Genomic DNA, 14,011 nt, shown 5'->3' with positions numbered 1-14,011 from the left:
CCCTTTTTTTTAGATATTTTAAAAAAAAGTGACGATTGATTAAGATGCAATCAAATACCGTTTAATAACACTTCAATTCGCCTTTTTTGTAACTCATTATGAATTAACTTTCCAGTATAACCTTCGGCAATAATATTTTGAACATCGACAGCTAGAGCTAATTTATATGCTTGTTCAAGGTATTGAGCTTGAGGAAATAATTCCTTTTTAGCATAAGATTGGCTAGCAATTATCAATTGATTAAGATGGGCTGGATTGCGCCATACATCTATTTTATTGAACAATTCGATAATTTGTTCCGCAGTTAACTGTGTCACATTAGCAACACTATTGTGAAATTGCTGTACCATAATTGCTAATTTCGTATATTGATTGGGGGCTTTAATTTGTAAACAAAGCTTTTCTAGCTCAGTTTTGGATGCAAACTCACTACACAAGACTGCAAAGCGCACAGTCAAATCATCAGTCAATAAAGTCGATTTTTTTAATGCATCAGTAATAGCGCTGGAAAGTTTGAGAGATGGAAATAATAACGCTAAAGCACCACATTGTTCCAATACTTGAAAATAAACTTGAGGATCCTCAGTCGCTAGCGCCTTTTCAGTCTCTTTCCATACTCTTTCTGCTGTAAGGGTATTTATTTCACCTGCAGAGACCATCTCTTTCATTAAATTACTCGTTTCAGCAACGATTCTAAAACCTAAATGGTGATAACGGGCAGCAAAACGAGCCACACGTAAAATTCGTAGCGGATCTTCTCTGAACGCAGGAGAAACATGGCGTAATAATTTAAGCTTAATATCATTAACACCATGATAAGGATCGACAATATTGCCTTCTTGATCCATGGCAATCGCATTTATAGTAAGATCTCGTCGAATAAGATCTTGCTCTAAAGTAATATCTTTACTAAAGTCACATATAAAGCCTGTATAGCCTTTACCTGATTTCCGCTCTGTTCGAGCCAAAGCATACTCTTCTTTAGTTTTAGGGTGTAAAAAAACAGGAAAATCTTTACCAACTTGTTGGTAACCTAATGCCAGAAGTTCATCTGGGGTTGCACCAACCACAACCCAATCTCGATCAACAACAGGGAGATGTAGCAATCTATCTCTAACTGAACCACCAACAAGATAGATTTTACTCATTTAACGCATCCAACGATCTTTTTTACGACGACCAGGCATAATAGCCGGCAAAATAAGACCTAGAAGGAAACCACCACCAGCAACTAAGCCACCATAAGTAAACCAAGTTACAATCAGATCACGGCGCTTATCATCAACTTGATTTAACATAGACTCAAGCTTCATATCTTGCTGTTTATTAAGTTGTTCTAACTCATTATTCTTAGCTTGTAGGCTTTCAATCGTTTGTTCAGCTTTTTGTAGTTTTTCCGCATAATCTCGGATGGCATTTTGTTGATTTTTTTCTGCATTATCAACTTTATCTTTATACTCAGCGAGTTGTGCTTCTAATGATGGCACAAGTTCTTTAAAACTAGGTTGATCTTTTAATTTATTAGACTCAATCCAAGCTGAATTACCATTAGAAAGCTGTATCCTTGTATATTTGCCATCAGCACTTTTTTCAAGTTCAATTACTTTTTGACCGGCTTTAACTGCGTTTGAATAGGCATATTGTGAACCTGGGCCACGACGTAGATAAATATCAACATTTTCAGTAACATATTTATCAACAGCATTGGCACTAAAAGCTACAGCAATAAAAGAAAGTAAAGTAATAATATTCTGTTTTTTCATGATATTTTAAAATTTTACCCATAATAAAAACATAATAACACAAAATGTAGGCTTTTCGCACAACCATTTGTAATAAAAATTTGTGAAGTTTAACTCTTTATTAATAAACGAATAAAATCGAATATATCGATTCACTATATGAATAAAAAAGAACAACTTAATGATATCAATCAATTAAAAATCATAATATTAATATTAGAAAAATAATTATAAATATATCTATCTTAAATAACCTAGATATATGGAGCATTTTAACCAGTCAAACCTATGCTATTTATTACTCATAATGTAATCGATTACATTACAATAAATATCCATGTGATAATTGTACTGATAGTAACTGTACGGGATTTATCAATTAACATTAAAATAAGCTCTTTCTTAAATGGGAGAGCATCTAATTAAAGCTTGATAGCAGTCTTGTAATATAAAATTATCATGTAACAAATTGGCAGCAAAAAGTATTTACATATTTATCATTGCTAAATTTACATAAACAACTGATTCGTTGAGAGCTAAATTAGCATTACTAATATGATTACTAATGAACTACATCAGATAAAAATTTTAAAACTCAGCAAAATATCGATTTAATAATCAATAATTATGCTATGCAATCTATTATCCAACACCATTGGTTAATGAATATTTATTTACTATTACTAGAACTAAACCTAGTTACACCATGTTAATAGGAGTAATAACAAACTAAGGTGTGTAATTTTTCCATTAAATTTTACAACTTAATATTCTCAATCTGCTACATTAATATTTTTTTACTGAAACGATTCATATAAAAATGAGCTTATTGGCAAACTAAAAATTTTGTTCTATTATAACCAGTTAAGTAGATATTCAGAATATTACAGGTTGTATCAATAGCAAATATAATCGAAATATTTGAATCTTAGGTTTTCCGCCAATTGACGAGCTATTTATTCTAACCAATCGATAATCTAAAAACTCTATATTGGCAATGAGTTAAAAAGTTAAAAGGATTTTTTATGGCGACAATAAAAGATGTTGCAAAGCTAGCAAAGGTTTCCGTTGCAACGGTATCACGGGTGATTAATAACGCTGACAATGTAAGTGATAAAACTCGTGAAACAGTAAAAAAAGCCATGGAAAAATTAAATTATTATCCTGATGCTAACGCCCGAGCGTTATCCCAACAAAACTCTAATACTATTGGCATCGTGGTAGCAGACCTATCCGATCCATTTTCTGGCGCAATGATTAGTACTGTTGAAAAAGTTGCAGCGAAAAACGGCCATTTTTTGCTGATTGGTAATGGATATCATAATAAACAGCAAGAATATAGAGCTATAACCAATCTTATAGAACATCGTTGTTCTTCTTTAGTTGTGCATGCAAAAATGTTACCCGATGATCAATTAATAAAATTAATGCAACAAATACCTGGTATGGTTCTAATTAATCGGATATTAAAAGGTTTTGAAAAACGCTGTATTGCGCTTGATAGTCGTTATGGCTCATACCTAGCAGTTAAACATTTAATTCAGCATGGTCATACCAACATTGGATATTTAAGTTCTAAACATAGCATATCTGATGCAATAGATAGATTGCAGGGCTATAAAGATGCATTAATCGAACATAATATTGATATTAATGATAACTTTATTGCCTTCGCTTCGCCTAATGAAGAAGGTGGAGAACAAGCCATGATGTCTCTTTTAGAACGAAATCGACAAATTACGGCAATTGCCTGTTACAATGATTCAATGGCAGCTGGGGCTATGTCAGTATTATATGATAATGATATAAAAATTCCGAATGATGTTTCAATTATTGGCTTTGATGATCTTTTAATTGCTCGGTATCTACATCCTAAGCTAACAACCATTCGTTATCCACTACACACAATGGCCGAACAAGCTGCTGAACTTGCATTACGATTAGCAAAAGGAGAGCCGCCTCCGACGAACTTAATTAATGTATTTATTCCAACGTTAACAAAGCGATACTCAGTTAACAATATCGGCTAATATATTAAGTTTAAAGCTAACAAATCTCTTAGAAAATGTCGAAAACCTATAATTATCGTTTTCGACATTAATATTATATTTCACCCTGACAAGATTATCTAAAACCAAACTTCGGTTTGCACACCAAAGCTAATTTGGTTTTCTTTGCCATTAAAGTCAAATTTACTAATTTCATTTTGCATTGATTCTATATAAGAAACATAAAAACGAATATCAGGTCTTGAAGTTAAAATGCTCTCACCCACTTTAAACGAATGGAAGAGTGTTGTTTTGACACCTTCTTCAGTATAATTTTTACCTTTAACTTTATTTTTTTGTTTAAAGTAACCTAACTCGACACCACTTTGATTGTAAGTATCCCAAATATAAGCAGGTCTGATTGCCGATTTGAAACTAGTAAAATCGGTATGAGCTGAACTCAAATCATACGAATAGACATCGTTACCTGTTGTAAGTGCTAAAGCGTGAGCGACTATGACTTTATCAGCTAAATAAGCCTCACCTTCAGATACTAAACGATAAGCCTTACCGCCAGTATGTGTACCAATATAATCGTTATCAGAATTAGCTGCAAATTCAGGGTTATTAGTATTAATATTAGCTAATTGAGAAGCCACTGAATTAGTTGCAGTTTGTAAGGTTAATTGATTAAATCCGCCAAAGAAATTATTTTGTCTTAGAACAAAACTACCTAACCAAGCATTTTTGACACTAACACTATCCTGGATTTTCGATTTATTTGGTGCCGAGTAACGGCCATTAATCGCCAAGGTTGTATCTTGCCATAAAGGAATATCTCGATAGCGAAACTCTACTTCATTTAAATCGACTTCTTCACGCTTAGTGACTTCTTTTATTTCAGTTTTACCGTTCTCAACAACCTCGTTTTTTTTAGTTTGTTTGACATTAACGTCAGCTCTTACTAAAGCTAAATCAAGTTTACCAACGCCTACATCTAAACCTTCAATACCAATTCCCCCACCTGCAGGGGTTTTTTGCGTTTTCCAATCCAACATTTGAATTTCATTATATGGAAGTGAATGTTTACCTACCCATAAATTTGCATCAGGAAAACCAGGGATAAATCCTTTAGTCGATAAATAGATATCAGAAAACTGCATGATATTATCATCTTGGGTATTAAACAAACCAGCGGCCTTATTCGTAGCTACATTACCATCAATCATAACAATGGCATCAACCCTATGACCATCTTCATCATACACCTTCTGTTTGAATACCAAATCATACCAACCACCATACTCATTACCAAATCTACCTAGGGCCCCTTCAGCATAATTTTTTGGTTTGCCATTTTTTGAAGTAGACCAACCACCACGGAAATAACCATTAAATGAAAAACCAATTTCATCTTTGATAAAATCTTTAAACTCAGAAAGGGTATAGGCATTTTTAATTGTTTTAGTTGCTGTTGACTCGTCTTTACTACCGTTTGCTTTGGCGTCATTAATTAACACAATTTGATTATCGAGTGCGGGCTGATGTTGTGTAACAACTTTAGAATCGGCATTGTTTTGAACATTTGCTACAGCAACACTCTGTTTTTTCAATGCTTTCTGTTGATTATTAATTACAACCTGTTGTTGTTGAATATTTTTATTCAATTGTGCGAGTTGTTTATTCGATTCAATAACTTGTTTTTTTAAATCTATTGACTCTTGAGATAGTGCTAATAATTTTTGCTCTAACATTGATATTCTAGCCTCTAACTCATCTTGAGTAGTAGCAAAAGAGTTCGGTATATAGCACAAGCCAAGTAAAGTAATTAAAACAATTCGTTTAGGTTTTACTTTTAATACTGCTTTAGTTAAATATTTCATTTTTTTCTACTCATTATTTAATAGAGATTAAAGAAGTCTCAGAAAATTGAGACAAAAAAAAACCTAAAGCGTAGATTAATAATCTATGCTTTAGGTTTTGCCCGTTATACTGCTACGGTAGCAATCCAACGCTTATTAAATAAGCTTATTTACTATAACCAATAAACTTGATCATTTAACAAATAAATCTCTGGAATGTGACAATTGTCACATTAATATTTTACTTCTGTCAAAGTTCATTGTTTTTTATAACATTTTTAAATAAAATTTAATGTAATCGATTACAAAAAATATTGGTAAAACTATTTTTTAGCAAACAAATATTTATGCTTAGCAAGTAAAATCATAATATTAATTAACAATTGTTAAACGACGAACTATTGAAAAGACAATCTAATAATTTGATTATTGCTGAAATGGTCAACAGACAAAAATAAAGATTATTTATCAGTATTTTCATCAAAAAAATGATCACGATAGAAAAATTGATAGCAAGCAGGAAGAACAATGAACAACAATATTTATTTGTGCGTATGATTTTATCTAAAAGTGATTTGTTTAGGCATGTAAAAATTCTCAGCAACTACTAACTTAATGGCCATATTACAATAATTGAAAATAAGTATGCATTATCGTATTGGCGGTTACCAATCAAATGATAAAAGTGAATAGGTACTGACTAAAAAAATCATCATAATAAATAGATAGTTAACGATAAAACCAACACGATTTTGTTGTCCAGATATCGCAAAATCACAAATATTTGTGCCTCGTTATTTAAGTTAAATCTATCCCATCAAATAACTTATCGAGTTTTTCTATAAACTGTTGCTTTGGTCGATGATAAAATATCCCTTGTTTAGGAAGTCCCCGTAAAAATAGATAATAAATACCACCAAAATGAGTTTCATATCGATAATCAGCTAAACGGCTTCGTAAAAATCGATGCAGGGCTAAACAATAAATTTGATACTGCAGCTCATAACGATGCTCACACATAACTTGATTTAATGCTGACTCGGTATAAGCCTCTACCCCGTCACCTAACCAATTTGATTTATAATCAACAATATAATATTTACCCTGATACTCAAACACTAAATCGATAAATCCTTTTAGCATACCTTGTACAGTTTCAAAATCTAATGAAGGACATTGTTTGGATAAATCATCATACTCTTTACATAAACTATCTAATTGCTTACTGGTCACTGCACTACGAATGGGAAAATAAAATTGTAACTCATTAATACATTGGCTATTTAAAACATCGGCTAATAACGGCCCATCTTGATCTTGTTTTTTATTTAGTTTCGTTGCTAAAACGTGTTGCAACCAATCACTTAGCACTGTTAACCAATGTGGTGGTAAACTCAATTTTTTAATCGTACTAGCGCACAAATCATCGGCATTAGTTGGCGTTAAATTTTCCATAATGGAATGCAATAATGTACCCACATATGCACCTTTTGGAAAATGATGGATATCATATTGCTCTTCAGTTGATAATGAATCGGAGGATTCAAGATTATTTTCACGCCAATCACTAAGCATAGTTGAATTAAGACCAACCATATTATTATGTTTTTGTAATTCTGTATAACTGGTTACACGCCAACTATTAGATAATTTACGTTTAAATACATTGGCGGTAAGTGAAAGATTGGCAGCTAATTCAGCATTATACAGCTCACCTAAAATAGGTAATTGTAATTCAACCAAATCAGCAAATTTAGCAATTGAACGTAAGTCACTTTTTAATAAATAATCAATCGCAGACTGACTGTTTTTTAATGATGCCAAACCAACGCTACAATGAAAGATTGAACGTGTCATAGCAACATAAAGTAAACGTAAATCTTCGGCTAAACGTTCATCTTCAATCTGTTGTTTTATTTCATCGGTTAATAGCCAAGCATAAGTTGGTTGATAGTCATTATTTTTGTCATGATAAAACTGACTATCTGAATTTCGAAATTGAGCTGCAAATGGTAACCAAACAATAGGAAACTCTAAACCTTTAGATTTATGAATAGTAATAATTTTTACTAAATTTTCATCACTTTCTAATCGTTGCTCATGATTTTCTAAATTTGCATCAGGACTGACAATTTGTCTTGATAACCAACGAACCAAAGCATGTGGACTATCAAGTTCGTCGGCCGCTTCTTGCAATAGCTCGCCTAGATGCATCAAATTAGTTAAAGTACGTTCACCATTTGGGCTAGCTAATATATTTTCAGCTAACTGACGTTTTTTCATCATCCGGCGCAACATGACTAACACACCATAATATTGCCAGATAATCTGATACTGTTTAAACTCCTCTATCAAACCTTCCCATATATCTTGATCGTCGGTTATTTGCTCAAGTTCAGTCATGGTTTGACCCAACAGTGTCGTCATTAAAGCTAAGCGTAGAGCCGATTCGTTTTCTGGCATAAGCACTGCTTGTAATAAACACAGGACCTCCTGTGCTTCTTTAGCCAGAAAGACACTACTCCGATTAGATAAATAAACGCTTTTAACTCCAACACTGGTTAACTTTTGTTGGATAATCTCAGCTTCGTATCCGGTACGGACTAAAATGGCAATATCAGCAGTTGTAATTGGTCGTTGACCATCTTTATCCTTCAATAAAATGGTCGGATCCATCAACCACGTCACAATCTGCTTAGCACAACAGTTAGCGATATGTTCTTGATAATCCGTTTTTGAGCTAACTTCATCAGGTAATAAGTATGCCGCTAAAGCATTAACCTCTTGATTATTGATAATTAAACCTTTTTGTTGATTACGTTCGGCACTTTCCATTGGTAAAAATGGAATATTTTCAAAAATAAACGGATTATCATGATGATTAAACAATGCATTAACCGCATTCACCATCGATGATGAAGAACGATGGTTGACCTGCATAGTAAAATTATTTTCACCGGTTGATGATTTTGCTTTTAGATATGTAAAAATATCTGCACCACGGAAGCTATAAATCGCTTGTTTAGGATCACCAATAAACAGTAACCCAGTCTCTTTCGGATAACGATTATAGATACGATCAAAAATTTTATACTGCACCGGATCGGTATCTTGAAATTCATCAATTAGCGCTACACAGTATTTTTTCGCAATACTCTCTGCTAATCGATTACCATTTCTAGCACGTAGAGCTCGGTTCAACTGGCTTAAGAGATCATCAAAACTCATTTCACCACGTTTGATCTTCTGAATATAAATACGCTTTTGAATGACTTTAACGATATCCATTAGAACTTCGCCGCGTAAATCAATAGAACTATTACATAGCGCTTCAATACTCTCAAAAACGGCATGAGTCGGAGGATTTTTACCTTGCTTAGTTTTTTCAATTAAAATCGACTGACTAAATTTAGTTAACTCACTAGGCAGTTTAAATGAACGGATTGGCATCTGCGCCCAGGCAGTAACTTTAGCCAACCAATTAGGTAAATTACGGCTACTATAGGATTGTTTATTAACGCCTGATTGCGCAATTATTTCTGGCAGATCGGCAATTGAATCTAACCACTGTTTTTTGATCAGACTGATCTGCTGAAAATATTTTTGATAAAATTGCTGAATCTTGCCACTGATATCAATATGTTCTTCTTGCTGCTCATCAAATTCAAAATTTAAATAAGGTCTGATATCGGATAGCAATCTTTCTGGATCCTGCCAATAGTCAAGAATCAGGTAGGCTAATGCTTTGTCGAGAGGAACAAAGTAGTGACGCCAAAAATCTTGCACAACTTGTAACTTTAGATCTTGTTCATCAGTTATCAATGTTTGTTCAAACAGTACACCTGATTCGAAAGCATGACTAGTCAATATACGTTGACAAAAACCATGAATCGTATAAATCGCCGCATCATCCATTGATTGTTGTGCTTGGGTTAATTTCTGTATTGCTTGGTTGCTATCATCAACTAAATCAATTAATTGTTGATAAATTGGATCATCATGATGACCTTGTAACAACCCTAATCGTAATTCTTGAATATTTTGCCTGATACGAGATCGCAGTTCTTGAGTAGCGGCTTTAGTAAAGGTCACCACTAAAATCTGATTAACATCAAGAGGTGTGGGATAACTGTTTTTACCAATCCCCAATAATAATCGCAGATAAATAAATGCGAGCGAATAGGTTTTACCCGTTCCTGCTGACGCTTCGATTAGCGTTCGACCAGTTAAAGGTAAATCAAATAAGTTAAGCTTTTTTATTCCACTACATGAAACCATTCTAGCTTTCCTACCGTATTGGTGAATAAATCAACACAAGCTATAGCAGCTGTAGGAAACATTGGTGGTGAAACATCTGGACATAACTCATTAACCAAATAACCAACTAGGGGGAGATGCGAAACAATAATCACATTTTCGATACCACGATCGGGCAGTGTCATTAATAAATCAGCAATATGAGAAGGGCTACCACCAGGTACCAAAAGATTATCAGTTTCGAATTGAGAAACTCGGCAGTGAGAGGATAATTTAGTGAAAGTCTGTTGGGCTCTTAAATAAGGACTGACTAACCCTAAATCAAATTTAAAATTTTGTTGATTAAGCCATAGTCCAGCCTGACAGGCTTGTTTTAAACCATAATCAGTTAAAGTACGACTTGCATCAGATGAAGCAGCAAAACCTGCCTCACCATGTCTCATAATACAAACTTTCATAAATGAATAATTAACGTAATTTCAATTGGAAAATCATACATTCAGCGCCACAGCAGAAAGTAAATTTAGCTGTTAATTTATAGCCATTTTCAACTTTATCGATGCTGCTGTTAATTTCACAAGGCTCTGTTTCAACAGCTTTTGCAGCTTGAGTTAATGTAGCTAATTTGGCATTTGCTTCTGATTCAGATGTAAAAACATGCTCATATTCTGCACTACAATCTTCATTGTCTATAATTGTACCTACATCAACGCAACAACATGCAGGTGTTTCGTTAGCTTTACATTTATTTAAAGAATCTGTCATTGTGTACCTCTACCTCTGTTTTACCGATGAATATGGCATTAGTATACTCTTAATCACAATTAAGGGCAAAATGTTAAAAACCTTTACCACAACACAAATTTTTGGCGTATATTAAAGTTTTATTGTTATTTTTCTGAATTAATCAAACCACATGATGCAACAAAATAGTCACGTCCGAAAAATGGCGATTTTAGTCGCTGCGACGTTTTTCATGGAAAATCTAGACGCTACAGTGATCACCACGGCAATTCCAGCTATGGCAAAATCATTTTTAATCAATCCTCAAGATTTATCTATTGGGATTAGCGCCTATATGCTAGCACTTACAATTGGTTTACCTGCCAGTGGCTGGATCGCTAACCGTTTCACCGCCTATCGAGTCTTTTCGATTTCGATTATTTTATTTATGTTAGCATCAATATTGTGTGCCATATCGACTAATCTGACCATGTTTACCATCGCAAGATTAATTCAAGGTTTAGGTGGATCATTAATGGTGCCTGTAGGCAGAACGGTGGTATTAAGTCGAACGGAAAAACAACATTTAGTCAGCACTATTTCTATTTTAGTTTGGCCAGGCTTAATTGCGCCATTAATGGGGCCGATTATTGGTGGCTTCTTTGCTCAATATCTAACATGGCACTGGATATTTCTTCTTAATATTCCATTAGGTTTTATCGCCCTATTTTTTGCTCATCGATTATTACCCAAAGAATTACCTGAAAAACGTACATTTGACAGTGTTGGATTTATCACTTGTGGTTTAGGCCTACTACTATTTGTTTATGGGCTTGAAATGATTTCTCATTCAAATAGTAGTCTCTGGGTAGGCGTAACACTATCTTTGGTTGGTAGCCTAATATTAATCTTTGCCTACTATCATTTAGCTCATACTCAACACCCATTAATTAGTCTATATGCCTTTTCTAAACGTACATTTAGAATGACCTTTTTTGGTGGTTCATTAATACGTATTGGCTTAAATAGTGCTCCGTTTATCTTACCACTAATGTTTCAAGTCGGTTTTGGTTGGTCACCGTTAACTGCAGGTTCACTACTGCTATCATTATTTGCCGGCAATATCCTGCTTAAAACAGTAAACACACCTTTAATTCATAAGTTTGGATTCCGCAAAATTCTGATTATCAATGGGCTATTATTATCTTCAAGTTTTGTGTTATGTGCGCTTTTCACGCCACAAACACCTATCATCTGGATTATATTAGTGCTATTCTTTTCCGGTGGTGCTCGTTCTATTCAATTTACTACCATCACCACGCTTAGTTTTTCAGAAATTGATAAAACAGAAATACAGAGCGCTAACATTTTATCTACCATTTTCCAGCAGCTAAATAACGTACTCGGCATTGTGTTAAGTGCTTTATTTCTATTTATTGCATCTAGCTATAATGGCCATAGCCAAACTGGTTTAATGGTAGAAGATTTTAGCTTAGCACTATTAATGGTAGCAGGAATGACCTTGTTAGCAATGATTGACTTTATTACCTTGCCAAAAAATGCAGGTAACAATCTAAAAGATAAACAATAAAAAACCCCTGCCATTTGGCAGAGGTTCTTAAGAAGCAAACCTAAAAAATATTAGAACTTAGGTGCGCTAGGACGGCCACGTTTTTTCGCAAAACCTTTGTCATTAGATTCTGTTTTACTACTTTTACGTCCACGTTTAGCTTCAGATGGCTTACCTGCTACCAAGCTCATTTTCATTGGTTGATTAAGTACTCTAACCCGTTCAAAATGCTTAAGGATATCTTTCGGCATGCCTTTTGGTAACTCAACGGTTGAATAAGTTTCATAAAGTTTGATATTACCAATATAGCGACTACTAATATCGGCTTCATTAGCAATTGCACCAACAATATGACGCACTTCAACACCGTTTTCTTTACCAATTTCGATACGATACATATCCATTTCACCCACATCTCGGCGTTCACGACGTTTTGGTGATTCACGATTATCGCCACGTAAGCGACGTTCACCATTTCGATTATCACGATCACGAAATTCTCTTGATGGTTTAAATACTGGATCTGGCGGTAGAATCAACGGACGATCACTCTGAGCTAATCTCAATAATGCTGTTGCAATCGTTTCAAGATCTGCGCCACTATCTGCTTGGATTTGCTCTAATAACGCTTGATATTGATCTAAATCGGCACTTTCTAATTGTTGCTGAATTTTCTGACTAAATTTCGCTAAACGACGTTTTTCAAGCAACTCTTTAGATGGTAATGCTACTTCAGGAATCGGCTTTTTAATTGTTTGTTCAATATTCTTAAGTAAACGGCGTTCACGACTATCAACAAATAAAATTGCTCGTCCTGCACGACCTGCACGACCAGTTCGCCCAATACGGTGAACATAAGATTCTGAATCAAGAGTGATATCATAGTTAATAACTAAACTGATACGCTCAACATCTAAACCTCGAGCAGCCACATCAGTTGCAATTAGGATATCTAATCGACCATTACGTAAACGATCAAGGGTTTGCTCACGAAGTTGCTGAGTCATATCACCATTCAAAGCAGCACAACTATAACCATTTTTTTCTAATACTTCGGCGACATCTAATGTTGCTGTTTTGGTACGAACAAAAATAATTGCTGCATCAAAATCCTCAGCTTCTAAAAAACGTACAATTGCTTCGTTTTTACGCATACCGCGTACTAACCAATAGCTTTGATCAATATCTGGTGCAGTTTGATTAGTACCTTTAATTTGTACTTCTTTCGGGTTATGCATAAAACGTTTAGTAATACGACGAATTGGTGCCGGCATTGTTGCTGAAAATAGTGCTGTTTGATGATCTTCTGGGATCGTAGCCATAATACTTTCAACATCATCAATAAAGCCCATTCTTAACATTTCGTCGGCTTCATCTAAAACTAAACCTTTAAGGTTTGAAAGATCTAATGTTTTACGATTTAAATGATCTAACAATCGACCTGGAGTACCCACTACAATTTGTGGACCTTGTTTTAATGCACGTAATTGCACGTCATAACGTTGACCACCATACAGTGGTAAAACTTTTACTCCTTTCACATATTTTGCATATTCAGCACAGGCATCAGCAACTTGAATTGCCAATTCACGAGTTGGTGCTAAAACCAATAATTGTGGTGCTTTTAAATTAGCATCAATATTCATCAAAAAAGGAATGGAAAAAGCAGCAGTTTTACCACTACCAGTTTGTGCCATACCCAACACATCGTTCCCTTGTAAAAGTAAAGGAATACATTCTGCTTGGATTGGCGATGGTTTAGTAAAACCAAGATCATTTAATGCGTTAAGGATTTCCTCAGATAAACCAAGGTCAATAAAAGATATTTCTGTTGTCATGTAAACTCGCTTGCAAATTGGATATATAGGC

The 14,011-nt window shown here is 34.3% G+C and carries 9 protein-coding genes; 2 read left to right on the top strand and 7 right to left on the bottom strand.

Translation table 11 applies throughout. The annotated features are described in order from the left end of the window. Window positions 1-50: 50 nt before the first annotated feature. Window positions 51-1,148, bottom strand: a complete 1,098-nt coding sequence (locus tag H3S74_RS05780) for a multifunctional CCA tRNA nucleotidyl transferase/2'3'-cyclic phosphodiesterase/2'nucleotidase/phosphatase (protein ID WP_198247454.1) — start codon at window positions 1,146-1,148, stop codon at window positions 51-53. Beyond that, window positions 1,149-1,763, bottom strand: a complete 615-nt coding sequence (locus tag H3S74_RS05775) for a TIGR04211 family SH3 domain-containing protein (RefSeq protein ID WP_110447315.1) — start codon at window positions 1,761-1,763, stop codon at window positions 1,149-1,151. Window positions 1,764-2,767: 1,004 nt separating this feature from the next. Between H3S74_RS05775 and H3S74_RS05770 the strand changes: the two genes are divergently transcribed. Next, window positions 2,768-3,772, top strand: coding sequence for a substrate-binding domain-containing protein (locus H3S74_RS05770; protein ID WP_198247453.1), 1,005 nt, complete (start codon window positions 2,768-2,770; stop codon window positions 3,770-3,772). Window positions 3,773-3,870: 98 nt separating this feature from the next. On the opposite strand, the gene H3S74_RS05765 is transcribed toward H3S74_RS05770, so the two are convergent. The 4 genes from H3S74_RS05765 to H3S74_RS05750 all read right to left on the bottom strand — a co-directional run bounded on the left by H3S74_RS05765 (window position 3,871) and on the right by H3S74_RS05750 (window position 10,614). After that, entirely contained in the window at window positions 3,871-5,613 is a 1,743-nt protein-coding gene (locus tag H3S74_RS05765) for a carbohydrate porin (protein WP_198247452.1), read from the bottom strand. A 777-nt stretch (window positions 5,614-6,390) separates the two neighbouring features. Then, entirely contained in the window at window positions 6,391-9,870 is a 3,480-nt protein-coding gene (gene recB / locus H3S74_RS05760) for an exodeoxyribonuclease V subunit beta (protein ID WP_198247451.1), read from the bottom strand. Further along, the gene (gene sixA, locus H3S74_RS05755; RefSeq protein WP_198247450.1) at window positions 9,849-10,292 is read right to left on the bottom strand and encodes a phosphohistidine phosphatase SixA; all 444 of its coding nucleotides are present in this window, start codon (window positions 10,290-10,292) and stop codon (window positions 9,849-9,851) included. The genes recB and sixA overlap by 22 nt, the downstream gene beginning before the upstream one ends. A 25-nt stretch (window positions 10,293-10,317) precedes the next feature. After that, window positions 10,318-10,614, bottom strand: coding sequence for a YfcZ/YiiS family protein (locus H3S74_RS05750; protein ID WP_065651730.1), 297 nt, complete (start codon window positions 10,612-10,614; stop codon window positions 10,318-10,320). 151 nt (window positions 10,615-10,765) lie between these two features. On the opposite strand from H3S74_RS05750, the gene H3S74_RS05745 reads away from it, so the two are divergent. Continuing rightward, window positions 10,766-12,163, top strand: a complete 1,398-nt coding sequence (locus H3S74_RS05745) for an MFS transporter (RefSeq protein ID WP_198247449.1) — start codon at window positions 10,766-10,768, stop codon at window positions 12,161-12,163. Between the two features lie 50 nt (window positions 12,164-12,213). Here H3S74_RS05745 and H3S74_RS05740 read toward each other — a convergent pair whose 3' ends face one another. After that, window positions 12,214-13,980 (bottom strand): DEAD/DEAH family ATP-dependent RNA helicase, encoded by a 1,767-nt coding sequence (locus H3S74_RS05740; RefSeq protein ID WP_198247448.1) that lies wholly within the window; start codon window positions 13,978-13,980, stop codon window positions 12,214-12,216. Window positions 13,981-14,011 lie beyond the last annotated feature (31 nt).

Origin of the sequence: Gilliamella sp. W8126 (genome assembly GCF_016102185.1) — a bacterium.
Classification (GTDB): Bacteria; Pseudomonadota; Gammaproteobacteria; order Enterobacterales; family Orbaceae; genus Gilliamella; species Gilliamella apis_A.
Note: the sequence above shows the minus strand (reverse complement) of the source record. Positions and strands in the feature narration are given on the sequence as shown.

What these genes read in the sequence shown, in the direction of transcription:
- H3S74_RS05780 (WP_198247454.1), bottom strand. Translation starts at nt 1,148, where the DNA reads ATGAGTAAAATCTATCTTGTTGGTGGTTCAGTTAGAGATAGATTGCTA.
- H3S74_RS05775 (WP_110447315.1), bottom strand. Translation starts at nt 1,763, where the DNA reads ATGAAAAAACAGAATATTATTACTTTACTTTCTTTTATTGCTGTAGCT.
- H3S74_RS05770 (WP_198247453.1), top strand. Translation starts at nt 2,768, where the DNA reads ATGGCGACAATAAAAGATGTTGCAAAGCTAGCAAAGGTTTCCGTTGCA.
- H3S74_RS05765 (WP_198247452.1), bottom strand. Translation starts at nt 5,613, where the DNA reads ATGAAATATTTAACTAAAGCAGTATTAAAAGTAAAACCTAAACGAATT.
- recB (WP_198247451.1), bottom strand. Translation starts at nt 9,870, where the DNA reads ATGGTTTCATGTAGTGGAATAAAAAAGCTTAACTTATTTGATTTACCT.
- sixA (WP_198247450.1), bottom strand. Translation starts at nt 10,292, where the DNA reads ATGAGACATGGTGAGGCAGGTTTTGCTGCTTCATCTGATGCAAGTCGT.
- H3S74_RS05750 (WP_065651730.1), bottom strand. Translation starts at nt 10,614, where the DNA reads ATGACAGATTCTTTAAATAAATGTAAAGCTAACGAAACACCTGCATGT.
- H3S74_RS05745 (WP_198247449.1), top strand. Translation starts at nt 10,766, where the DNA reads ATGATGCAACAAAATAGTCACGTCCGAAAAATGGCGATTTTAGTCGCT.
- H3S74_RS05740 (WP_198247448.1), bottom strand. Translation starts at nt 13,980, where the DNA reads ATGACAACAGAAATATCTTTTATTGACCTTGGTTTATCTGAGGAAATC.